This is a genomic window from Armatimonadota bacterium (assembly GCA_018268395.1).
GTDB lineage: Bacteria > Armatimonadota > Fimbriimonadia > Fimbriimonadales > Fimbriimonadaceae > JAEURO01.
Window position 1 is genome coordinate 78465 of the sequence record JAFDWQ010000010.1, and the last position, 20545, is coordinate 99009.

At 63.6% G+C, this 20545-nt stretch carries 22 protein-coding genes and 1 pseudogene; 9 read left to right on the forward strand and 14 right to left on the reverse strand.

The annotated features are described in order from the left end of the window. Window positions 1-24 precede the first annotated feature (24 nt). The 3 genes from JST30_15835 to JST30_15845 form a co-directional block, all read right to left on the reverse strand. Window positions 25-1113: a VCBS repeat-containing protein gene (locus JST30_15835; protein ID MBS1715798.1), complete on the reverse strand. Its 1089-nt coding sequence runs from the start codon at window positions 1111-1113 to the stop codon at window positions 25-27. Window positions 1114-1194: 81 nt separating this feature from the next. Further along, window positions 1195-2808: an OFA family MFS transporter gene (locus JST30_15840; protein MBS1715799.1), complete on the reverse strand. Its 1614-nt coding sequence runs from the start codon at window positions 2806-2808 to the stop codon at window positions 1195-1197. A gap of 166 nt (window positions 2809-2974) precedes the next feature. Then, the gene (locus JST30_15845) at window positions 2975-3526 is read right to left on the reverse strand and encodes a GNAT family N-acetyltransferase (GenBank protein ID MBS1715800.1); all 552 of its coding nucleotides are present in this window, start codon (window positions 3524-3526) and stop codon (window positions 2975-2977) included. 53 nt (window positions 3527-3579) lie between these two features. Here JST30_15845 and JST30_15850 point away from each other — a divergent pair, with 53 nt between their 5' ends. After that, window positions 3580-4818 (forward strand): aminopeptidase, encoded by a 1239-nt coding sequence (locus JST30_15850; GenBank protein MBS1715801.1) that lies wholly within the window; start codon window positions 3580-3582, stop codon window positions 4816-4818. Between the two features lie 23 nt (window positions 4819-4841). Then, on the forward strand, window positions 4842-5504 hold the full coding sequence (locus tag JST30_15855) for a DNA alkylation repair protein (GenBank protein MBS1715802.1): 663 nt from the start codon (window positions 4842-4844) through the stop codon (window positions 5502-5504). Window positions 5505-5561: 57 nt separating this feature from the next. Here JST30_15855 and JST30_15860 read toward each other — a convergent pair whose 3' ends face one another. Continuing rightward, window positions 5562-6617 carry a hypothetical protein gene (locus JST30_15860; protein MBS1715803.1) on the reverse strand — a complete coding sequence of 352 codons (1056 nt, stop codon included), beginning with the start codon at window positions 6615-6617 and terminating at the stop codon, window positions 5562-5564. Between the two features lie 144 nt (window positions 6618-6761). Between JST30_15860 and JST30_15865 the strand changes: the two genes are divergently transcribed. Next, a complete protein-coding gene (locus tag JST30_15865; protein ID MBS1715804.1) occupies window positions 6762-7604 on the forward strand; it encodes a hypothetical protein in 843 nt (280 codons plus the stop codon). 6 nt (window positions 7605-7610) lie between these two features. On the opposite strand, the gene JST30_15870 is transcribed toward JST30_15865, so the two are convergent. The 5 genes from JST30_15870 to JST30_15890 all read right to left on the reverse strand — a co-directional run bounded on the left by JST30_15870 (window position 7611) and on the right by JST30_15890 (window position 10289). Continuing rightward, window positions 7611-7883, reverse strand: coding sequence for a hypothetical protein (locus JST30_15870; protein ID MBS1715805.1), 273 nt, complete (start codon window positions 7881-7883; stop codon window positions 7611-7613). A gap of 188 nt (window positions 7884-8071) precedes the next feature. Then, a complete protein-coding gene (locus JST30_15875; protein MBS1715806.1) occupies window positions 8072-8476 on the reverse strand; it encodes a DUF1801 domain-containing protein in 405 nt (134 codons plus the stop codon). A 4-nt stretch (window positions 8477-8480) separates the two neighbouring features. After that, entirely contained in the window at window positions 8481-9095 is a 615-nt protein-coding gene (locus tag JST30_15880; GenBank protein MBS1715807.1) for a copper amine oxidase N-terminal domain-containing protein, read from the reverse strand. A gap of 40 nt (window positions 9096-9135) precedes the next feature. Continuing rightward, window positions 9136-10008, reverse strand: coding sequence for a hypothetical protein (locus tag JST30_15885; protein ID MBS1715808.1), 873 nt, complete (start codon window positions 10006-10008; stop codon window positions 9136-9138). Further along, entirely contained in the window at window positions 10005-10289 is a 285-nt protein-coding gene (locus JST30_15890; protein MBS1715809.1) for a hypothetical protein, read from the reverse strand. Before JST30_15890 ends, JST30_15885 begins: the two co-directional genes overlap by 4 nt. Here JST30_15890 and JST30_15895 point away from each other — a divergent pair. Further along, entirely contained in the window at window positions 10288-10560 is a 273-nt protein-coding gene (locus JST30_15895) for a hypothetical protein (GenBank protein MBS1715810.1), read from the forward strand. The two genes, JST30_15890 and JST30_15895, sit on opposite strands and share 2 nt — an antisense overlap. 11 nt (window positions 10561-10571) lie before the next feature. Here JST30_15895 and JST30_15900 read toward each other — a convergent pair whose 3' ends face one another. From JST30_15900 to JST30_15910, 3 genes are all read right to left on the reverse strand, one after another. Next, window positions 10572-12560, reverse strand: a complete 1989-nt coding sequence (locus tag JST30_15900) for a hypothetical protein (GenBank protein MBS1715811.1) — start codon at window positions 12558-12560, stop codon at window positions 10572-10574. Between the two features lie 165 nt (window positions 12561-12725). After that, complete coding sequence (locus JST30_15905; GenBank protein MBS1715812.1) at window positions 12726-13169, reverse strand: SRPBCC family protein; 444 nt, start codon at window positions 13167-13169, stop codon at window positions 12726-12728. A gap of 108 nt (window positions 13170-13277) precedes the next feature. After that, window positions 13278-13571, reverse strand: coding sequence for an antibiotic biosynthesis monooxygenase (locus JST30_15910; protein ID MBS1715813.1), 294 nt, complete (start codon window positions 13569-13571; stop codon window positions 13278-13280). A gap of 79 nt (window positions 13572-13650) precedes the next feature. Here JST30_15910 and JST30_15915 point away from each other — a divergent pair, with 79 nt between their 5' ends. The 5 genes and pseudogenes from JST30_15915 to JST30_15935 all read left to right on the forward strand — a co-directional run bounded on the left by JST30_15915 (window position 13651) and on the right by JST30_15935 (window position 18800). Next, window positions 13651-14130 (forward strand): DUF4148 domain-containing protein, encoded by a 480-nt coding sequence (locus JST30_15915; GenBank protein ID MBS1715814.1) that lies wholly within the window; start codon window positions 13651-13653, stop codon window positions 14128-14130. Window positions 14131-14175: 45 nt separating this feature from the next. After that, complete coding sequence (locus JST30_15920; protein MBS1715815.1) at window positions 14176-16695, forward strand: adenylate/guanylate cyclase domain-containing protein; 2520 nt, start codon at window positions 14176-14178, stop codon at window positions 16693-16695. 47 nt (window positions 16696-16742) lie between these two features. Further along, window positions 16743-17984: a hypothetical protein gene (locus JST30_15925; protein ID MBS1715816.1), complete on the forward strand. Its 1242-nt coding sequence runs from the start codon at window positions 16743-16745 to the stop codon at window positions 17982-17984. 51 nt (window positions 17985-18035) lie between these two features. Continuing rightward, window positions 18036-18695, forward strand: a complete 660-nt coding sequence (locus JST30_15930) for a Crp/Fnr family transcriptional regulator (GenBank protein MBS1715817.1) — start codon at window positions 18036-18038, stop codon at window positions 18693-18695. A 27-nt stretch (window positions 18696-18722) separates the two neighbouring features. Further along, a pseudogene (locus JST30_15935) lies at window positions 18723-18800 on the forward strand (PEP-CTERM sorting domain-containing protein). Between the two features lie 60 nt (window positions 18801-18860). Here the strand turns inward: JST30_15935 and JST30_15940 are convergent. Next, window positions 18861-19358 (reverse strand): hypothetical protein, encoded by a 498-nt coding sequence (locus JST30_15940; GenBank protein MBS1715818.1) that lies wholly within the window; start codon window positions 19356-19358, stop codon window positions 18861-18863. A 42-nt stretch (window positions 19359-19400) separates the two neighbouring features. Beyond that, window positions 19401-20543 carry a di-heme enzyme gene (locus JST30_15945; protein ID MBS1715819.1) on the reverse strand — a complete coding sequence of 381 codons (1143 nt, stop codon included), beginning with the start codon at window positions 20541-20543 and terminating at the stop codon, window positions 19401-19403. Window positions 20544-20545: the final 2 nt, after the last annotated feature.

Below are 20545 nucleotides of genomic sequence, written 5' to 3' on the forward strand. Positions count from 1 at the left end.
CTATGTCTTCGTGGCGTCGGGGCCTCACCTTTGTTGGAACAGGAAGACCCCGTTCTTGTTCGACGTGACGATGTCGGCCTTCTTGTCGCCGTTCACGTCTTGGACCACGAACTGTGTCCCGACGCCGGAATCCCCGTCGATGAGGGTCCGCGTCCATGCTCCGTCCCGCAGTTCGTACCGCACGAGCCAAGCCGGTTCCTCCGAGCCGACGTCGACTCCGGGGGCGTGGGCCCACTTCCTCTTCCCGGTGACGAGGTTCCATCGGCCGCCGAACCGGACGAGCACGGCCGCGTGCGTGACGGACAGGGTGTCGTCGATGACGGTCTTCGTGAACGTTCCCGACGGATCCCGACGGTGCCACCAGACGCCTCGGGCATGGGCCGACGTCGTCAAAACTCCTTGTCCGTCTGGCAAGACCGTCATGTGGGCGCAGTCCGGCCCGAGGTCTGAGGGCCGAAAAGTCCAAGGACCATCGACCTTCGTGGCGGGCGGCGCGTACGTGCCTCGAATCGTCAAGACGTCGTTCTTGCCGTCGCCATCGACGTCGCCGACACCAAGGCCATGGTCGTAGCGATGGGACCCCGCCCCGTCCTGAGCGCTGATCCCGTGGACCTCCCAAGGGGAATACGGATCCTTTGCAGGAGTCGCCCAAGACAGTCGCTTATCGTCCGTTCCCATGACCAGCACCCTCTTCCCGTTCCGGAAGAGGTCGACAAAGAGCGGACTCTCGTTGCAGGCACTGGGTGCGACCGGGTGGACTTTCCATGGCCCGGGCTGTCCCTTTGGGTTTTGGCGCCAGGTCGCTCGCTCCCCCGGCATTCCGACCACGATCTGGTCCGTCCACCCGTCGCGGTCGAGGTCCTCGCACCAGGTGTGGAAACAGTCGCTGTAGCCCTTAGCCGGATCGATGGTCGCGAGGGGCCCGATTTCGTGCGGACGCCAGTCCGGGGCCTCGTACCACACGTTGCCGGCGACGACGTCCTGCTTGCCGTCGCGGTCGATGTCGGCGACGGCGACGCCTTCGGACACGAACCGCTTGTCAAGGACGCTCTTCGAGAACGTCACCTCGGGCTGTGGAAAGGACAGGGCGAGGAGGAGGAGCGCGGCCGTCATCGTTGCGGCCGAGGATACCGGTCCGTGAACGCTTAGGGCCCGGAGGCGGTCGAGACGACCTCTCCGGGCCGGGGCGGACGCTTAACCGAACAAGGCCGCTGCTTTGACGACGGTTTGCCACACGCCCCAACCCAGCGGCAGACCGATCAGCGTCCACGCAAGGGCGACCGTGACCCAGGACGAACGTGTCGGTCGCCAGCTCCGGACCTCGTTCGGTCCTTTGCGCGTGGACGCGACGCCCCGTTCCTTTGCCAATTCGTCCTCGGTCATGAAGTGCTTCGGGTCGACCGGTCGGACGAGGAGGTTCGCGAGGAAACCAAGAAGAAGGAGGCCGGCCAGGATCAGCATCGTCACGTTGTACGCAGCGTCGTTCGGGACGCCACGCCGTAATTGGAACTCGCGGATGTAGTTGACGAGGACAGGGCCTAAGATCCCCGCGGTCGACCATGCGGTCAGCAACCGGCCGTGGATGGCTCCGACGTGTTGCGTGCCGAAGAGGTCGGCCAAGTACGCCGGAATCGTGGCGAACCCGCCCCCGTACATCGTCAAGATCACGCAGAACAAGGCGACGAAGACTGCGACGTTCTTGGTGCCGGCCGCCGCCGGTGCGAGGGCGTAGAGCAACGTGCCGAGGGCGAAGAAGACGAAGTACGTCCGCTTGCGTCCCAAGGTGTCGGACAGTGACGCCCAGCCGATTCGCCCGAGGATGTTGAAAAGGCTTAGAAGTCCGGCGAAAGCAGCCCCGACGGTCGCTGTCCGCAAGGTCTCAGCTTCGCTCAAGGCGGACAGCGGCCCGTCGACGCCGATGAGTCGGCCGCCGAACACCTCCTGTAGCATCGGGGACGCCATTCCGATGACGCCGATCCCGGCGCTGACGTTGAGGCACAGGACGGCCCACAGCAGCCAGAACTGCGGCGTCCTGTGGGCTTGATCGACATGGACGTGGCCACGGGTGATCATCGTCGTCACGTCCGGTTCGGGCGGCGCCCATCCTTCCGGAGTCCAGTCGGGCGGCGGGACGCGGTAAAGGAACGCGCCCGACATCATCGCTACGAAATAGACCGTGCCGAGGGTCAAGAAGGTCTCGAAGACTCCAACCGACGTCGGTGATGCGAAGTGTTTGATCAAGACGTCGGCCAATGGCGCTCCGATCATCGCTCCGCCTCCGAAACCCATGATCGCCATACCGGTCGCCATTCCCCGTTTGTCCGGGAACCACTTGATCAAAGTCGAGACGGGGGAGATGTATCCGAGACCGAGACCGCATCCCCCGATGACGCCGGAGCCGATCCAAAGAAGGAAGATCTGGTGAAGGTGTATCCCCATGGCGGAGACGAAGAAGCCTCCGCCCCAACAGACCGCGGCGGCCACACCGGCCTTTCGAGGACCGTTCCGTTCGAGCCACCGTCCGAACACGGCCGCCGACGATCCGAGGAACACGAAGAACAGGGTGAACATCCACCCTAGGCTGCTGACGGACCAGTCGCCCGGAACGGGGGCCGTGATGCCGACGGCCTTGCTCAGGGGTAGCCAGAAGACGCTGAATCCATAGGCCATTCCGATCGAGAGATGGATGGCCAGGGCCGCAGGCGGCACCAGCCACCTGTTGAAACCAGGTCTAGCGACCGTTCTTTCCTTGTCCAAGAGCCCTGTGGCCCGTTGCCTTTCGACGGTGTGCGGAGCGACGTCAGGCATTGCGACCCTTCCGTTGGTGGACGTCCTGACCCTGGCCGCCTTGTCCTGCTCGAGCAGGTTTTTCATTGTCTCGCCTCCCTTAGTCCTTTCTACGAAGGGTGCGGGCGACGGTCTTGTGGTCGTTTCGGAGTCCTTGACCGAGCCGGAAGGGCCTCCGATTGCGGGCCTAGGCCCGGTCGTCCGCGCCCTCGGTCGTCAACCAATAGAGGCGGACCGGTTTCCCGCTTCGCGGCGAGACACCCGAAGACCAGTCGGTACCGCCGTTCGACCGGATGACGCCGATCGAACCGACGTTATCGTCGTCGCACGTGACCAGGACGCGGTCGATCCCCCTCGCTTGAGCCAGACTCCGCCCCCGACGCAACAACTCCGTGCCGACGCCTTGTCTGCGATGACTGGGCCGGACGAAGTAGCCGATGTGCCCCCCTTCTTGGAGGAGCCTGTCGTTCAGGCCGTGTCGCAAGCGCAATTCGCCGCAGATCCGTCCGTCAGGGTCCCGCATCCAATACGTCGACTGCGGGACGGTGCCGTTGTCCAGGGCTTCGCCGCGCTCGTCGGACGCTCTCTTCTCGAGATAGGCCTTGAACCCTAGTCGGCGGAAGAGGGCGACGGAAGGAGCGTCACCGGCTCGTTCGACGTCTTCGGCGAAACTGACGTACTCGGCCTCAAGACGGGCGTCTGGCGCGACCAGCGTGTACCGTGTCCAGTCCGAAGGCATACAGGATTCTGACAGACCCGGCGCGTCCCGAGGCTTGGGTTAGACTCGCCGCCATGAGATCCTTCGAAGACAACCTGTCCCTGTTCGCCACCCTTGCCGTCAAGGAAGGCGTCGCTTTGGCGCCGGGCCAGGAGCTCCTGGTCTTCGCAGAACACGTCGCCGCCCCCCTGGTGCACCTGGTCGCAAGAGAGGCGTATCGGGCCGGAGCGAAGAACGTCGAGGTGATCTGGGCCGATCCGGAACTGGCATTGATCCGTTACGCGGAAGGGTCGGACGAAGCGGTCTCGTACGCCCCGCGATGGCTCATCGACGGCGTCGCCACGGCCCATCGGCAGAACGCGGCCCGTCTCGGGATCTTAAGCGGCGACCCGGCGCTCCTCGCGGGAGTCGCCCCGGACAAGGTCGCGGCTCAAAGCCGCGCTCAAGGCGAAGCGAGGAAGGTCCTCAGCGAAATCATCGCCGGTTCGGAGATCAACTGGTGCCTGATCGGCGCCGCGTCGCCCGCGTGGGCGGCGAGGGTCTTTCCCGACCTGCCCTCCGAAGTGGCGACCGCCAAGCTCTGGGACGCTATCTTTCTCTCGTCCCGTGTGTTGGAGGACGATCCGATGGCGGCTTGGAGGGAACACAGCGCGTCTCTCGAAGCCAGGGTGCGGATCTTGGACGAACTGAGGTTGGACGCGGTCCGTTTCACCGGTCCCGGAACCGACCTGCGCGTCGGGCTCGTCGAGGGCCATTTGTGGGCGGGCGGCCGAGGTCGGGCCAACAACGGCGTCTTGTGTTCACCGAACGTTCCGACCGAAGAGGTGTTCTGCATGCCCCACCGCGAACGCGTCGAAGGGACGGTGTCCAGCACGATGCCCCTCAGTCTTCGTGGACAGATCGTCGATGGGATCCAAGTGGAGTTTCAGGCCGGGAAAGCCGTCAAGGTGTCCGCGTCCAAGGGTGAGGACGCGTTCCGAAAGCTCGTCGCGACGGACGATAGCGCCGACCGACTGGGCGAGGTCGCCCTCGTCCCTCATTCGAGCAAGGTCGCTCAGACGGGCGTGCTGTTCCTGAACACCCTTTACGACGAGAACGCGGCTTCGCACATCGCGTTCGGGGCGTCATATGGCGAGAACCTCGACGGGTATGCGGGCATGACTCCCGACGAGCGGACCGCACGGGGTGCGAACGACAGTATCGTGCACGTCGACTGGATGATCGGTTCGGACAAAGTGGACGTGGACGGCGTCCGTCAAGACGGCTCGTCCGTTCCTCTGATGCGCGCCGGCGAATGGGTCCTGCAGGACTGACGCGTCGCCCATAATGGCAGTCCATGACGTGCGACGACATCCTGCGCCGACTCGAAGCGGCGTGCGATCCGAAATGGAAAGCCATGAACGCGAAGAACGGTGCGCCCGAGAACCAGTTCGGCGTCAAGATGGGCGACGTCCGGGCCATTGCGAAGGAAGCGAAAACCGACCACGACCGCGCGCTACAGCTCTGGAAGACAGGGAACCTCGAGGCCCGGCTCGTCGCCACGCTGACCATAAAGCCGAAACAACTGTCCGAGACCGAACTCGAAGACATGGTCCGGGACGTGACGTTCGGCCAGCTCGCCGACTGGACGATGACGAACGTCGTCAAACAACATCCGGCGAAAGAAAGGCTCCGGACCAAGTGGATCGGTTCCAGTCATCCGTCGCTCGCCCGGGCCGCATGGAGCCTGACGTGCGAGCGCATCACGAAGGCCCCTGACGGGCTTGATCTCACGTCCCTGCTGGACACCATCGAGAAGGACATGGCCACGGCTCCTTCGCTCGCACAATGGACGATGAATTTCGCTCTGATCGATATCGGCGTCGAGCACCCGGAACTCCGTGACCGCGCGATCGCGATCGGCGAATCGCTGGGCCTCTATCGCGACTATCCCACCTCGAAGGGCTGTACCTCGCCTTTTGCCCCGATCGCTATCCGTGAACTCGCCGGCCGACGTTGAGGTGGACTGAGGGGTTCCGCCACGTTCGTGGTGAAGCCCCTCGTGACGCCGTGCCGCTTACGGCAAGCGGATCCCATGGTCGACGGGTACGACATAACCGTCCTGCTTGGTCGATCGCTCCTCATGTCGCCGGGCTGCTGCGCGCCGACGCTCGTTGTCCGCGTCGTGCTTCTCATCGGAGCCGGGCTTGTCGCGAACCGCGCCCGGCATCGTGCCGACGCCTGTGGCCTTGAAGATGACGAAATGGAAGTTGCTGTCGACGGCGGCTCCGTTCTGGTCATGGACGCCGACGTCCCATGTCCCGTTCGCTCCCGAGCTCACGCCACAGGTTTCGGTCGAGCCGATGCCCACCGAAGTCGCCAGGATCACCGACGTCGACTGTCCCAGGGTCGTTCCTGCTATCGCGACGTTGTATTGGCCGACGCCAAGCTTGGAGGACGTCCAGTTTCCGCTGCCCGCTTGAGCGACCGTCCCGTCGGAGAACACGACCCCATAGGCGATCGGCACCATCGTTGCAGTCGTGTTACCGTAGTCGTGGCGAGGCAACGGGCCCGAAGTTTGTATCGAATCCGTCCCGGTGCCCGCGACAAAGCCACTCTCGGCACCGCTGTTGATCGCGGCCAGCGCTGTCCCGCCGCCGCTCAGGGTTTCGGCGAAGACGCCTGTGGCCGCACCGTTTCCGATAGCCCGGCCCCATACGGCGACCCCGGCACCGTTGGAGTAGTTGTAGAACAGGCCGCCCACAGGGTTTCCCGTGGTGCTCAACGCCTCGCCGACGATGCCTCGGCCGCCGACAGAACTGCTCGTGAAGTAGCCTCCGGCACCGAGACCGGTCGCGGCCGTGCTCTTTCCGAACAAGGCGACCCCGCTCCCGGTCTCCGACCGCACGCCCTGGGCACCGCCCGTTTCTTTGACTTGGATCCTGGCCAACGTCGGTGAAACGCCCGCTCCGAAACGACCTGCGAGGGAATATCCGGAAATGTTTGAGTGTCCGGTTTGCACTGCGCCCGGTGTCGTGTCCTGTAAGTTCACGACCCCTGCAGCGGCGATGCCGCCGGCGACGGCGCCCGCGCTTGCAGACACCAAAGCGACAGTGAGTACGTTCGTGTTCATGTTCATCACCCTTTGGTGCGGAGGAGTCCGCACCCCGTGAGCCCAGTCTGACACGGGGCCTGACCGTTATCATCGTGCGGCAGGCCTGCAGCGCCATCGCGCCCCGACCCGTCGGTGCGGCCCTATCGGGTATCAAGCGGGCGCGTGGCTCAAGCGTTCGAAGGCGATCAAGGCGAAGGAAAGGGAAGTCCGGTCAGACGGGCCTTGCGTCGTCTCAAGCTCCCTCAAAACCTCGGATCATTGCTCGACGTCCTCGTGTTCCTTCTCAATCTTTGGCTGATGCCGAAGCTTGCAGAGTCGTTCCTGAAGGCGATCGTGAGAGCGGACAAGGACGCCGATGCGCAAGCCCTCCTGTTCACAGTGGCGACAGCGCTCATGGTGCTTGCGCCGACGGGGGCGGTCCTTAAGAGGTGGCACCGGTACAAGCGAGGGCGTCCAGAGTCCGGTACAGAGCAGCGGGATCCGACCGACGGTTGCCTTTTCAATCCGATCGTCTACTTCTGCACGACGGCTCTGATCTTTGCGACCGCCAACGCGTTCCTGCTGCAAAAGCTCTATGGGAAGAGCGAGCCGGACGGAGGCGTGTTCGTGGGGTCGGTTTTCTTGGGGATCGGTCTGATGGTGACGCACACGGTCCTTGTCTACCGCTACTTCTCGGTGCCCAAGTCCGAGCCTCGGTCCGAGTTTCTCAAAGGCCGCGCGTCGGCCGTGATCGGCGACGCCTGTCTCTTCGCGAACATGTTCGTGTTCCAATTGGTCTGGAACCTCTTAGCTTTGGTGGACGTTCCGCCGACCACGGGCCCGGTCGACTTCGTCTTCCGGCTCTTCGTCTTGTGCTTCCTGGCCCTCCTCTTCTACTTTCCTCCGCGAATGTTCTATCTCGCTGACGACATCGGCAAGTTGCGGACTTGGGTGACGATCTTGCAGGCGAACTTGCCCGTCCTGATCCGCGTCATGATCGGGACGACGGCCGGCCCCAACGTCTAGGTGCCTTCAGCCACTGTCTTTCAGATCATCGAGATGACGCGCCTCGTGCCGGACCAGTTTCTCGGTCAGAGAGACGGCCGTGTGGATCCTTGTCGGAGTCTTGATCTCTGCATTCAGGTCGATGGTGCCGAGGATCCCGCTCCATTCTTGGCGGTCCGAAAGAAACCTTTTGGTCAGCAAGTCCCATGGCTTCAGAGCAAATCCGTCGCGGTCATAGAGCCGTAAGGGGTGGACTTCGACGCGTCCACGGACGGCGCCGTCACGGATCTTACGCAGCAAGGGAAGCCAAGCGGTCTGGCATGCAACGAGGTGACCCAGCGTGCGGTGTCGCGACTGCCTGCAAAACTCCGCATCCGGCATCGGTCCTGCCGGCGGTAGCGACCGGACGCGCCGCTCGTTTTCTCGGAAGATCGCGAGGACTTCAGGCCATGGTGGCGCGTGCCGCACGTCGACGACCTTACCGCGACCTAAAGACCTGTTCCTTCGCCTAACCGCAAGAGCACGCCCTTCCGCTTGACGATGTTCTTGTAGTCCCACTGGATGTCCCGGCTCTTAGCAAGCCACCGTCGCACGGCGTCCACGTCGACGTCGGATTCGGCACCGTAACGCGCTTCTGCCGCTTGAAAGGTCCCTTCGGGCTTGAGGTCGGGCTCGTCGAACGACCTTCCGCTCCAAAAGAGGAGCCGGACACAACCTTTCAGCTTGCTGTAGCCGGCCACCGGGTTACCGTCGAGGAACCACACCGGATGCCCGTGCCAAACCTTGTTCTCGGATTCGGGCAAGGCGGCGTCGATCTCTCGGGCCAAGAGGTCGCAGACCGATCGGTCGGACTCCTCTAGCGCATCGTTGTAACGGCGGACGTGCTCGTTCATAGGATCAGGGTTTGGCGGTCCGCAGATACCGACGCCCGACCGTCGGGGTGATCACCCTTCCGCTCGGTTCCTTGAACTCGATCTTATAGCTGTCCTCGGAATCTTGATGATCGGTCACGTGCAAGACTTTCGCAGGGTGCCAGGAGCGTCGATAGAGGTAGAGGACGGCGTCTCCTGCCTTGAACGGTGCCTTCTCATTGAAGAAGTTCATAGCGACCGTGTCGATATAGGCAGAGTTGGACGAACCGACGTACTTGACCTCGGCACCCAGCGCCTCGCTCAGGAACCGCAACGGTACGTACGTCGTTCGGCCTTCGATGATCGGAGGCTGGTCCATTGTCAGGGTCTTCCCGTCGATCGTTGCTTGGGCGCGACCGATTTGGATCTGCACCGTCCTTTCAGCGCGCCAGGCCGTGATCTCTTTGGTGGAAGAATCGTAGTAGACGACGGCACCGAGCCGATCGAACGTCTCCCGCAGACCGAGCAACGTCCGACCGTTCCGGAGGATCGCCGGCTCTCGAAGGTCTTCCTCTTTACCGTCGAAGAACACGTGGATCATCTGTGCGTTCGCGCACACCGAAGACACCAAGAACGTCCCGATCGCCGTTGCCCTTAGCATCTTCTCATTCTACACAATGGCAAACGGACCGTCCCATGGGTTACGACCGACCGTCGCCCGCCCATTTGTCCAGGACACGACGTGCCGTTTCGCGGACTTTCTCGTCGGTCGTCCAGCCGTTTGTCGGACCGCCGCCAGGACTTCGGTAGCCGTCGGCGATCCGGGAGACGAGAGCCTTCGTTTCCGGATCGGGAAACTCGCTCAGGACACGGACCGCCTCAGCGACCAGCCGGTTACGGTCTTCGGCCCAATCGCGCGGTCGGTACCTCGCGAGGAGCCTCTCCGGCTCCTCGACGATCCGCCGAAGGGTGACGCCGGTCTCGGCGGTTTTGGGGAGAGCGACGATACCGAAGGCATTGTGGTACCCGACCAGATCGAAGTACCCGTCAGGGAGCCCAAGCTCGACCGTTCCGACGGTCTCCGGGTGCTTGCGCTGATACTCTCGCGCCCGCTTAAGGATGTCCTTCCGGCTCCGGACAACGCTGAGGTCGGCTCCGAACATCCTCCCCTGATCAGAGGCGACGTCGAAGTCCGCTGCCGGATGATCGGGGGACTTCGCCTCCTTGATCGGTGCGAGAGAGTGCAGGTACCCGTACGTTCCGAATGCGGAAGGGGCCGGATCCACCGGGACGTACCGCTTTTCGGGATCCCATCCGCGATGGCCCTGGCCGATGGCGTAGAGCAGCTCGACCTTGAGGTCACGAAGGGCATCCAGGTCCGAGTGGTGCGAGCGGTTCAGGAAGACGGTCTCACGGATCTTTGGACCGCGGATCGTCTCCGACACTGCGAACACGATCCTCGAGGTGCGGTCGTAAACGGGCTTGGACTCCTCTCCGGCCGGCGTTTCGATCCGGACGATACGTCCCACGTAGACGGCATCGGACGATCCGACCATCGCTTCGACGGACGTCACCGCCCGACCCCGTTGTGCCGACACCGCCAGCGGAAGAACGAAAAGGACGAACACAAGTCCGCGCCGAACGCCCACGCCCTTTGGACGCGGTCGTCGAAGCTCGGGTTACTTTCGATCGCGGGGATCGAAACCGTCCCGGTACGGTTCACGCCGTCCGACGCCGCGGGCAGGTCTCCGGGTCGCAGACGGGCCGCCCGCCCCGGCCCTTTCGCGACCATCTGGGTGGGTTCGACCCGGTTCATCGACGCGTCCGTTCGCCACGCCTCGGTATCGTAGGGCATGCGATGGACGGTCGTCCTCCTCTGGGCCCTCGTTGCTGCCGCTCCGATGGGTTGCAGCCCGGGCGGGCCCAAATCCGATCTGGAGTCGGTCCGCAACAAGGTCAAACCTGGGATGACCGAACTGGAGGTCACGCGTGATGCAGGGGCGCCCTCGCACATCGACGTCCAAGGCGACGTCCGCAAGCTCCGCTACGACAACACGGAGGGCCACGGTTCGGTGACCGTGACCCTCAAGCAGAACATTGTGACGGACGTCGTCAGTACGGACTGACGCCCGGCATGTCAGGGCCGGCCTGCCGAACGGCGGCCCGGACGGGAAAGGGCCTCCTGAAGGCCTTTCTCACGGGGCGCTCCGTAAAGTTCGGGCCTTTGATAGGTACCGATTTCGCGTTCTGGTTTCACGGTGACGGCCTGCGGGCGGTGCTGCCGGGTGTACAGGTCGTTGCGGTCCGCCTCGACGCGCCAAGACACTTTTGCGCGGGGGGCGCTCGTACGGATCTGAAACCGGTTGCCCTGGATCTCCCGACTGACCATGGCTTGAACGAAGTCTTGGCCTCCGTGCACGACCGTCAACTGGTACTTGAAGTTCGTGTTGACCTCGCCAAAGTAGTCCGGCAGGTCGACCCACGCGGTACCGTCTGCACCGGTGACGACGTTCCCGGAATACGAGTTCTGCGGGGTCGGGCTTTCCGTACAGTAGTGGTAGAGGTACTTGTTGGCCGGATCGAACGGATGGTCGATGCGGAACGCCTTGTTGCCGGAGCACACGAGATCGCCATCGGCGTACAACGCCGCCAGGTTGCCTGCGGTCGTGATCCCGTAGGACGCCGTGCCGTTCGAGATCGAACGCAGGCCCTCACCGTCGTTGGAAAGGGCGATCACCGCCGTGCCGCTATGGGATTCGGCCCAGAGTCCGACGCCGTACGATTCGGCCTTACCGATCAGTGCACGGGCGTTGAAGCCTTTCGCCGTCCCCATGACCCCGTAGCCTCCGTCGACGTTACTGTTCGTACCCAGCACGCCGCTTCCGAACTGACTCTTGGAATCGCCACGGACGCCCGATCCGAATCCGGTGAGAGCACTGGTGTAGCCGTAGACCCCGACACCTTCCTGAGAGGCGACGTCGCCACGCACCCCGAACGGAGAACCGGTCGCGCTGCTGGCATAACCGTAGACACCGGCGCCCCCAGGACCCGCACTGTCGCCGCGGACGCCGAACCCGTTGCCGGCCGCGTTTCCGGCTACGCCGTAGACGCCCAGACCGTTCGCGCTGGCGGTCTGACCTCGGACGCCGATCGTGCTGCCCGTCGCGGAGCTGGCGTAGCCGTAGACGCCTGTCCCCGACGCGCTTTGGTTCAAGAAGTACCCCGTGAAGCTCGTGCCGGTGGTGGCGGTGGCGCTCCCCCTGACGGCGACCCCTGTAGGGCTGTTCACTTCGAAGTAACCGCCAGTGGTGTTCCCGCCCGTCGCCGACACCCGGGCGTAAACCCCAGTTCCGGAGGAACTGCTGGACTGGAAGCTGCCGCCGAAGTTCGGGCCGGACGTGCTCAAAGCGAAAGCCCGGACGCCGACCCCGGTCGAACTGGCCGTCGAGAACCAGCCTCCAGAACTGCCTCCCGCCGCCTTTGTAGCGATGCCGGTGACGCCCGCACCGTTCGGAGCGTCGGACTGGAACGCCCCGCCAGCCGCGCTTCCCAATGTCGCTAACGCCGTTCCTCGTACGGCTGCGCCCGTTTGGGTGTTGTTCGTGAGATAGGCGCCATAAGTCGTTCCCGATGCCGACGTCGCGTGACCTTGAACGGCGATGCCGGAGCTCCCGCTGGACAGAAAGTAACCGCCGGCCCCTTGGCCCGAGGCGTTCGACGACGAGCCGTACACCCCGACGCCGGCCGTTCCGACCGCCTCGCCCTTCACTCCGTATCCACCGACGGCCAACGTGTTCTTTCCGCCAAGGACGCTCCCGCTGGTGGAGGCGACACCGTTGAACGGCACGGGGAACTGCGGGACTTGCCACGTTCCGATGCCTGCCGCATTGGCCGTCAAAACGCTTCCCGCCGGGGCCGACGTGCCGAGTTGGAACGTTCCCGTCTGGACTTTGCCGGATTTTAAGGTCCCCGTGACGTTGGCGTGACCTGATTCCGCTGTCCCTGGAGTCGTCGCTTGGAGTTGGACGAACCCTGCGAACGGCGCCGCCCCCGTCGATGCGGCCCGCAGAGTGGTCAGGCCGATGAGCCCCAGGATCCCGGTGCTGATATAGACCGCGTTCTTCACACTCAGGGAGTGTATCGATGAAACGCTAGCAGACCGCTAGTCGTATGTCGGTCCGAGGACGGGGGCCGGCTTACGCCCTGGTCTGCAACAGGTTCAAGCCCCAAATCCGTTCTCGGACAACGGTCCGGCTCCCTGGCAGCGACCATGACCAGGATCGGACCCGGATCACATCTCGATCACGGGTTCGACGACCTTGGCGAGGTTTTCAAGGGAGTCTTGCCAGCCGAGCACGCACGCTTCGGGAGGGATCTGATCCGGGATGTTCTCTTGGACGACTTCCATTTCGGTTCCGACCGAGACGGCTCGAAAGGAGACCGTGACCCTCATTTCGTCCGGCATCGAAGGGTCGTCGAACCGGTCCGTATAGACGAGCCGCTCTCCAGGGCGCATGTCTTCGAACGTGCCTCCGAACGAATGGGACCCCCCTGTCGTGAAGTTCCGGAAGGACATGCGGAACTGTCCGCCGACCGAAGGCTCGAAGGAGTGGACGGTACAGAGGAACCCATCGGGCGGAAGCCATTTGGCGAGAGCGTCAGGTTCGACAAACGCGCGGTAAACCTTTTCAGGCGGAGCCGAGAGGACGCGGTGGAAACGGACGGTCCCGGGCATCAGGAGCCCTCCCGATCGACGATTCTTGAAAGAACGGTCATGGTCGCACTGTTATACGCCAAGACGGTCCGTCATGTTCTTGGCCGAAGTCTCGAGTGCCATGGGCCGCTAGTCCGTCAGTGTCGCTTCGAAAATCCGGATCTCGGGTGCTGCGGCCAAGCAGCTCTCGACCGTCGCCATGAACTCTGCGAAATGGGGGGTCGCGAAATGGGCCTGCAGATGGGCCAGGCTCGACCACTCTTCGACGAACACGTACATGAGGGGTTCGTCGTCGCTCACGTAATAGTCGAACCGCTCGCAACCGGCTTCCAATCGTGCGGCGGTTTTGTTCTTGTGGCTGGCTGACCGAAAGGATTCGAGTCGGTCGGGGAGCACTTGGCAATAGGCCGATAGGACGGTCATGACGGCGAATCATACCGTCCGCGACCGAACGTCGCCCTGGATCGCGGACGGTTCCGTTCCGATCATACTGATTAGGCACATGAAACGCTTTGGAATCCCGGCTTCGCTCCTTCTGATCGTCGGAGCCGGTACGGTCGTCGGCTTCAAGTCTCAGCAGGACGCACCGTTGACGCGCGCTCAACTCAGGGAAACGCTCGTACAGCTCGGCTGGGAAGTCACGGACATCGTCAAGGACGAAGGAAAGGAGAAGTACTCCGTCAAGTTCTCCAAGTACGAACTCGACATTCCCGTCGGCTTCGAAATCAGCCCGAGCAATTCGTACATTTGGCTGACCGTCAACCTCGGGGACGCCCCGAAAGAGGGAGGAGCCAAGACGCTGAACCTGCTCAAGCAGAATTCGAAGATCCAACCGACGTTCTTCTACATCACGGACGGCGGCCGGCTGATGGCAGCGCTCGCCGTCGAGAACCGCGCCGTGACGAACGCCCTTCTCAGAGCAAGGGCCGAAGCCGTCAGTGACAACGTCGGGAAGACCAAGGAGTACTGGCAGGCACAGTAAGCCGAAGTCGCAGGCGGGCCAAAGTATCGGCTAGACTCGCGGCCAGTGGCAGGTCCAGCGCAGGTCGCGACTTTCCTGTTCACGGACATTGCGGGGAGTTCGTCGACGTGGGAACGGGATCCGGACGCGGCCTTGGCTGCGGTCACGGCCCATAACGCGTGCGTCCGTCGGCACGTCGAGGCGAACGGCGGTCACGTCTTTAAGAGCTTGGGCGACGGACTGGCGGCCGTCTTCGAGTCACCGATGTCGGCCGTTCAGGCGGCCGTCGCCGTCCAAGCCGACGTGACCGCCTCGCTCGGTCCGGTCGTACGGATCGGGGCCCACTCTGGGCCTGCCGTCGCCCACGAGGGCGACTATCAAGGTGCAGCGGTCAATCGGGCGGCCCGTATCGCGGCTGTGGCCTATCCGGGGCAGACCCTCGTTTCGGCGACGACCTTCGGTCTGGCGGCCGATCTCTTGGGCCGGGCCGTCGAGTGGCGACGGATCGGCGAAGTCCGGTTGCGCGGTCATCTTCGGGGCGAAGACCTTTGGCAACCCGACCTCGCCGGACGGGGCACCGGATTTCCGGCACCCGTCGGTACGGAGCCCGAGCACAATCTCGTCGCGCTGGAACGGGAGATGGTCGGCCGTACACGCGAGCATCGAGCCCTGAGCAGCCTGTTGACCGAACGCCGCCGTCGCTTGGTCACCGTGCTCGGTTTCGGCGGCACGGGCAAGACGACCTTGGCGAACCGGACGGCATGGTCTTGCCTGGACGATTTCGACGAAGTGTGGTGGACGGGTCTGGAGATCTGTCGAACCGAAGCCCATGCCCGGGCAGCGATCGTCGCCTCAGTCAGTGACGGGGCCGGTTCGGGGCAAGCACTTTCCGAGTCGTTCGGGAAGGGCGAGACGCTGCTCGTCCTGGACTGCTGCGACATGCTTGCCGGACGATTGGACGCCGTCGGGGAGCTGCTGCGGTCGTTTCCGAAGCTCTCGATCTTGGCGACGAGCCGAAACGTCCTTGGACTCCCCTACGAGCACGTCTTCGAACTCGGAGGGCTGGACCTCAAGCCTGGCGCAGGTGGACTGTCCGACGCATCGCGCCTGTTCGTCGAGGCCGCAGAAGCTTCGGTAGGGTTGCAGCCTACGCGAGCTGACCGAGCCTTGGTCGGAGGGATCGTCGAACGTCTTGAAGGGAACCCCTTGGCCATTTTGTTGGCGGCGGGCCGATTGCGAGCCATGTCGCTCGAGGAGTTGGCCGCGCGCGTTCTCGAAAGCCCACTGGGCATCGTTCGGTCGACCCGGCCCGGCGGACGTCATGAAAGTCTCAGGCACGTCGTCGAGACGTCGATGTCGATCCTCGACGACGTCGACCGCGAATGGACGGTCCGGCTCTCCGTCTTCGAGGGCCCCTTTCAAGGCCAGGACGCGGCCGCTCTGTTCGGTGCGGACTCAGCGACGGAAGACGCGCTCTTGCGACTTCGGGACAGCTCTCTCTTGACGACCGGCGGTGGTGCAGGCACCCTCACGTTCCGTCAACCGGATCCGGTGCGAGAGTTCGCCCGAGAGAGTGTCGGGGAACCGGAGACGGCACGGTGGAGGGAAGCCCATGCGCGACACTTCGCGGGAATCGCGCGTGACGAGGCAGCCCGGTTTGAGAGAGGCGAAACGGAACAGGCTACGGCGACGATCCTGGCGCGGCTTGGAGATCTCAGGGCCGGGTTCGCGGCTTCTGTCACGGATCAGAAGCCCGATCAGGTCGTTCCCTTCGTACGCTGCCTAGCGCGGTTCGCGGCCGAAACGGGTGAGAACGACGATTTCGAAGCCCTCGCCGAAGCCGGCTTTACGGCCGCACGAGAGACCGGCGACTCGACCCTCGAACTCGAGCTTCTTGGTCTTCGCGGCATCGTCGCTCGTCGGTCCGGCCGGATCACGGACGCGCGCGATGCGTGGTCAGCCCGCGTCCGAGCCGCTGAGTCCGTCGGAAACGCGACCGCCGAGTGCGACGCACTCGGCGACTTGGCCGACCTGGCTTTGTCCGAAGGAGACTTGGCGCAGGCCCGTTCGTACCTCCGGGAGGCACGGGAGAAGTCCGACCGGTCCGAAGCGACGGACGTCCAAGTCTGGTTGACGGTCCTCGAAGGGCGCACCGCCCTCGCCGAAAGGGACACGGAAATGGCGCGGCTGTGCCTGAAGGCGATCAGCCAGGCCAAAGTGGCTCCCGATCAGGACTTCTTTCGGCTCCGAGCGGTCTCGGAACTCGCCCGAGGGGTAGGCGAGTCCGCGTTGGCCGAGGCGGCGGCCATCGAAATGGTGCGCTCGGCCATGGTTCTTCGTCACGCGGCCCGAGCCGCGCAGGGTCTCTGGTCGGCCCTCGCCGTTTTCGATACCGATAGCCGGACCTCGGCGTCGGATGACGTGGTCCAAGCACTCTTGCGGCTGCCTCGACGGGTGGATCCAGCCAGTTGGAAACGATCGCGGGACGTGGCGAGGGAACGCTCGTCCGAAGTTCCGGCGTCCGCGTCCCTTACAGCGTTTTGGGCGTCTGCCCGTGCGGTCGTCGACCGTTTCGATGGGTTGTGACCGAGATCACACTCTTCGAGAAGGCCTTACGCGATAATCGCACCGAGATGCATCCACACGGCCAAGATTGGAACATTCGACATGACGATGAAGCAACGCCGATTTCGCCGGCCTGGGTCCCTGGCGCCGGAGCCTTCGTCCTCCTCGACTATCGGACGGGGCACAATCCCACGCACTTAGAGCACTCGGTCGTCTTCCTTCCAGAAAGTTGGGAGTCGCTCTCGGAATTGATCGCCGCCCCCCAAGTCTTTGCGAACAGGGTCCTGAAGTCGTATCGCGAGGTCAACGGTTATAACGTCGCCACGTCGAGGGCCGACCTCAAGATCAACGACTGGCCCTTGGCCGGTCCGGTGACGGTCCATATCGAACCCCTGACGTCGCCCAGCTTCCAGAACCTGGCGGTCCTGGAGGCCTTGTCGCCGCTCTATCCGGGATTCGCGGACCTGCTGTCCATGCCGTCCGAAGAAACGCTCGGATCGACGATAGCGAAATTCAGGAATCGTGTCATCGCGGCGTCGACGATGAACGCCGACCCGACTCAGGTCGCTGCCGCCGGCACCGCGTATGACAAAGAGATCGCGAAGCTTATCGTTAGGGACAAGCCACGCGAAGACAGGAAACAAGATGGGTTCAAAACAGGCGGAGGCAGTGGCCCGTTCGGACGGGGCCCGCGTGGAGGCGGCAGCTTGTTCGAACCCCCGGCGCCCCAGCCTTCGACGTTCGACCTCCAATACATCGTCGAATTCGCGTTGGACACCCGGCTCATCACCGTCCGGTACGTTCCGAGAGCGACCGATTATGCGACCGTCGACGTCGCACCACAGCGATATCTTCGACCGGTCACTCCGGTGACGCGAAACCCCGTAAAGTCCACGAGACTCCACTTCCTGCACTTCGACCTGGACATGTCGGATACGGACGATTATCACGTCGACATGGCCGACCGTAGGGCCGCGTTCGCCATGGACTACCTCGAAAACCCTCTACGGCTCAACGAGATTCTGAAGAACGTGGACATCGGTCCGCAGCCTGAAGCCTACATGGTGATGACCGATGTCCTGACCAACACGGGAAACGTCCTGAATCAGAAGTACGGCGGCCGTACGGTCCGGCCTGTCCTGCAATGGCCTGCGCACAGGGATCCCGTCCTGATCCTGGAGTCCATCCTTCCGGATCCGTCGGCGCCGCAGACGGTTTCGTCGTCACCTACGAACAATCCGACGCCGTGCGTCATCGTCGTCATCGTGAACGGCGAACCTGTCTATATCATCGTCAAGAACTACACCTGATGCCGGCCGACCACCGGTTCCGAACATTGCCTGTGCCAGGATACGACTGACGTGCCGACCAACTCAGAGATCCTGGCGCGGGTGCCACTGTTCCGCAACGTCGGTCCGGAAGGGCTTGAACATCTGGGAGCCGTTTGTTCGCGGAAGACCCTGGCCAAAGGCGAAATCCTGTTCCTCGAGGGCGTCCCTGCCGACTGCCTTTATGTCGTCGTCTCGGGCCGCTTGAGGATCGAGCGTACAGGTGCCGAGGGGCAGACGCAAGTCCTTGGGTTCCGTGCGGCAGGCGAGGTCGTGGGGGAGATGGGCCTGCTCGACTCCCAACCACGGTCCGCCCAAGCTACGGCCTCTTCGGCGTGTCGCTTGCTGTCTGTCCATGGAAGGGATTTCGAGAGAGTCGTGCTCGCACAGCCCGGTGTCGCCCTTGGAATCATGAGGACGCTCGCCTCCCGACTCCGCGAAGCCGGCCAACAAGCGATCGACCGCCGCAGCAAAGATGTGGGGGAAAGACTGCTCGACCTGTTAACGGCGGAGGCCGACGAATCGGGCCGGACGCGGTCGGGCACCAGCCAGTCGACCTGGGCCGACGTCCTCGGCTGCACGCGCGAGACCGTCAACCGCGCTCTTGCGAAATTGGAGTTCGAAGGCAAGCTCCAACGGTCAGGTCGGAGCGTGGTCGTTTCCCTTGGCCGCTCCGACCGGAGACGGACTTAACAGGCGCCGGAAGCGGCTTCGGCTGCAGTTCCGGAACCGACGACGGTCCTCGCTCTGGAAGCCGGGATCGCCGCCCTGGCTGCGCGGAGGAAGCGCTCTCGATAGACCCGACCCTGGGTCGGCGGGCGCCACTGTCTCTGGACCAGGGACAGCGGCGTTTCGACGTCAACCCGTGTGGGACGGGCGGCGTGTGTGCCATTTCTGGTCGACGCCCGCTTCCAACAGTCGGTCGCGGAGCTGACCGGCGTGTTCGGAAACGTGTCGGACGTTGAGCAGGACATGGTCTAACTTCGGGACCGAGTACCAAGGAAACCCCGAATCCTGAGTCTTCAGATCCAGTTTGTCGAACTGCCCGTCGGCCCAGGCGTCGATCCAGTCCCAATACTCCAAGAGTTCAGTGCGCGAGTAGGGGCGGGCATCGTCGCGCTCGTGTTCCTCATCGCTTTCGACCTCGTCCCGATGGTGTTCCCAGCGGACGAAGTCTTCGACCCGTTGCTCAAGGTAGAGGTGCGCATAGAACAGCGTGTGGTACGCGATCCGCCAGAACGACCGTGGCGGCCGGCCCCCGAGCCACACGTCGTCCGGGCACGCATCGATCGCTCCCTTGAGCATGTCCATCGCGGCATGGAACTGGCCCCGAAGGGCTTCGCGCGTCGCGTCCATGGACAGGGTTGTACCTTTGGATCCAAACTTATGAGACAGCGCTCAATGCCGCCCGGGTGTCCAAGGGTCGCTGAAAGCGGGGTTCGTCGCGATCGTCGGATCCGTCAGCGATTCGAGGAAAGCGATCAACGCCTCTTTATCCGACGGGAACAGGCGGAACCCCTTGAGTTCTGGGTCTTTGTTGGGATTGTCGCGCCCGACGCCGGCGTGAGGACCGTCTTTGATCGTCCGTCCACCCGCCGCATAGTGGTCGACGACACCCTCGAGGGTCGCGATGCTCCCGTCGTGCATATACGGCGCTGTGAGCGCGATGTTGCGCAGGCTCGGAGCCTTGAACTTTCCCATGTCTTCGGGCCGCTTCGTATGCTCGGCGACACCGATGCTCGGTTGAGGATAGGACGTCGGCCCCTGCACGTTGTAGAGGCCGTTGTTATGGAATTTGACCACTTTCGCGGGGTCGACGGTCGAAACGGTCGTATCGGTGAACAGTTCCTCTCCGTGGCACCGGGCGCAGTCGAGCCTTGGGCCGACGAACACGAACTCGCCCCGTTTTGCCGCTTCTGAAATCGCACCGATCTCTCCGCGACGGTATCGGTCGTAGGGCGATCCTGCCGAGATCAGGCTGCGCTGGAAGCAGGCCAGGGCCTTGGACACTTGATCGATCGTGTAAGGTCCGTCGTGCCCGGGAAACGCGGCCGCGAAGAGGGGCCCGTACCTGCTTTCCGACTCCAGGGACTTGAGGACGGCGTCCTTTTCGGCACCGAGCTCGACGGGGTGCGTTCCGAACAAGGGCACCGACACTTGCGCTTCGAGCGTCCGGTGTCCGGGATTGCTCCAGGTCAACACCCCTGCGTAGGCGACGTTGACGAGGCTCATCGGGTTCCGAACGCCGGGCTCGCCCGTCGACCCCTGAGTGACCGGACGGTCGTCGGCGAACGCCCGATCGGGCCGATGGCAGGACGCACAGCTCTGGGTGCCGTTTCCGGAGAGTCTCTTGTCGAAGAACAGATGGCGACCGAGTTCGACCTTGGCCGCGGTCATGGGATTGTCGGCGGGGACGATCGGAGTCGGGAAGCCGACGGGCAGTTTCCAATCGTAGGGTCCGTCGACCGGACGGCTTCCACCGAGGGCAAGTCCGAGGGTCAACGGTGCCAGGAACCAGAACACCTTCACCGATCGCTTCATCG

Bases quoted from the DNA above. Each gene is read 5' to 3' on its own strand.
- JST30_15845 (MBS1715800.1), bottom strand. From the start codon at position 3,526: ATGCCTTCGGACTGGACACGGTACACGCTGGTCGCGCCAGACGCCCGT.
- JST30_15880 (MBS1715807.1), bottom strand. From the start codon at position 9,095: ATGCTAAGGGCAACGGCGATCGGGACGTTCTTGGTGTCTTCGGTGTGC.
- JST30_15840 (MBS1715799.1), bottom strand. From the start codon at position 2,808: ATGCCTGACGTCGCTCCGCACACCGTCGAAAGGCAACGGGCCACAGGG.
- JST30_15890 (MBS1715809.1), bottom strand. From the start codon at position 10,289: ATGCCCTACGATACCGAGGCGTGGCGAACGGACGCGTCGATGAACCGG.
- JST30_15860 (MBS1715803.1), bottom strand. From the start codon at position 6,617: ATGAACACGAACGTACTCACTGTCGCTTTGGTGTCTGCAAGCGCGGGC.
- JST30_15905 (MBS1715812.1), bottom strand. From the start codon at position 13,169: ATGCCCGGGACCGTCCGTTTCCACCGCGTCCTCTCGGCTCCGCCTGAA.
- JST30_15910 (MBS1715813.1), bottom strand. From the start codon at position 13,571: ATGACCGTCCTATCGGCCTATTGCCAAGTGCTCCCCGACCGACTCGAA.
- JST30_15915 (MBS1715814.1), top strand. From the start codon at position 13,651: ATGAAACGCTTTGGAATCCCGGCTTCGCTCCTTCTGATCGTCGGAGCC.
- JST30_15925 (MBS1715816.1), top strand. From the start codon at position 16,743: ATGCATCCACACGGCCAAGATTGGAACATTCGACATGACGATGAAGCA.
- JST30_15855 (MBS1715802.1), top strand. From the start codon at position 4,842: ATGACGTGCGACGACATCCTGCGCCGACTCGAAGCGGCGTGCGATCCG.
- JST30_15850 (MBS1715801.1), top strand. From the start codon at position 3,580: ATGAGATCCTTCGAAGACAACCTGTCCCTGTTCGCCACCCTTGCCGTC.
- JST30_15945 (MBS1715819.1), bottom strand. From the start codon at position 20,543: ATGAAGCGATCGGTGAAGGTGTTCTGGTTCCTGGCACCGTTGACCCTC.
- JST30_15875 (MBS1715806.1), bottom strand. From the start codon at position 8,476: ATGAACGAGCACGTCCGCCGTTACAACGATGCGCTAGAGGAGTCCGAC.
- JST30_15835 (MBS1715798.1), bottom strand. From the start codon at position 1,113: ATGACGGCCGCGCTCCTCCTCCTCGCCCTGTCCTTTCCACAGCCCGAG.
- JST30_15895 (MBS1715810.1), top strand. From the start codon at position 10,288: ATGCGATGGACGGTCGTCCTCCTCTGGGCCCTCGTTGCTGCCGCTCCG.
- JST30_15940 (MBS1715818.1), bottom strand. From the start codon at position 19,358: ATGGACGCGACGCGCGAAGCCCTTCGGGGCCAGTTCCATGCCGCGATG.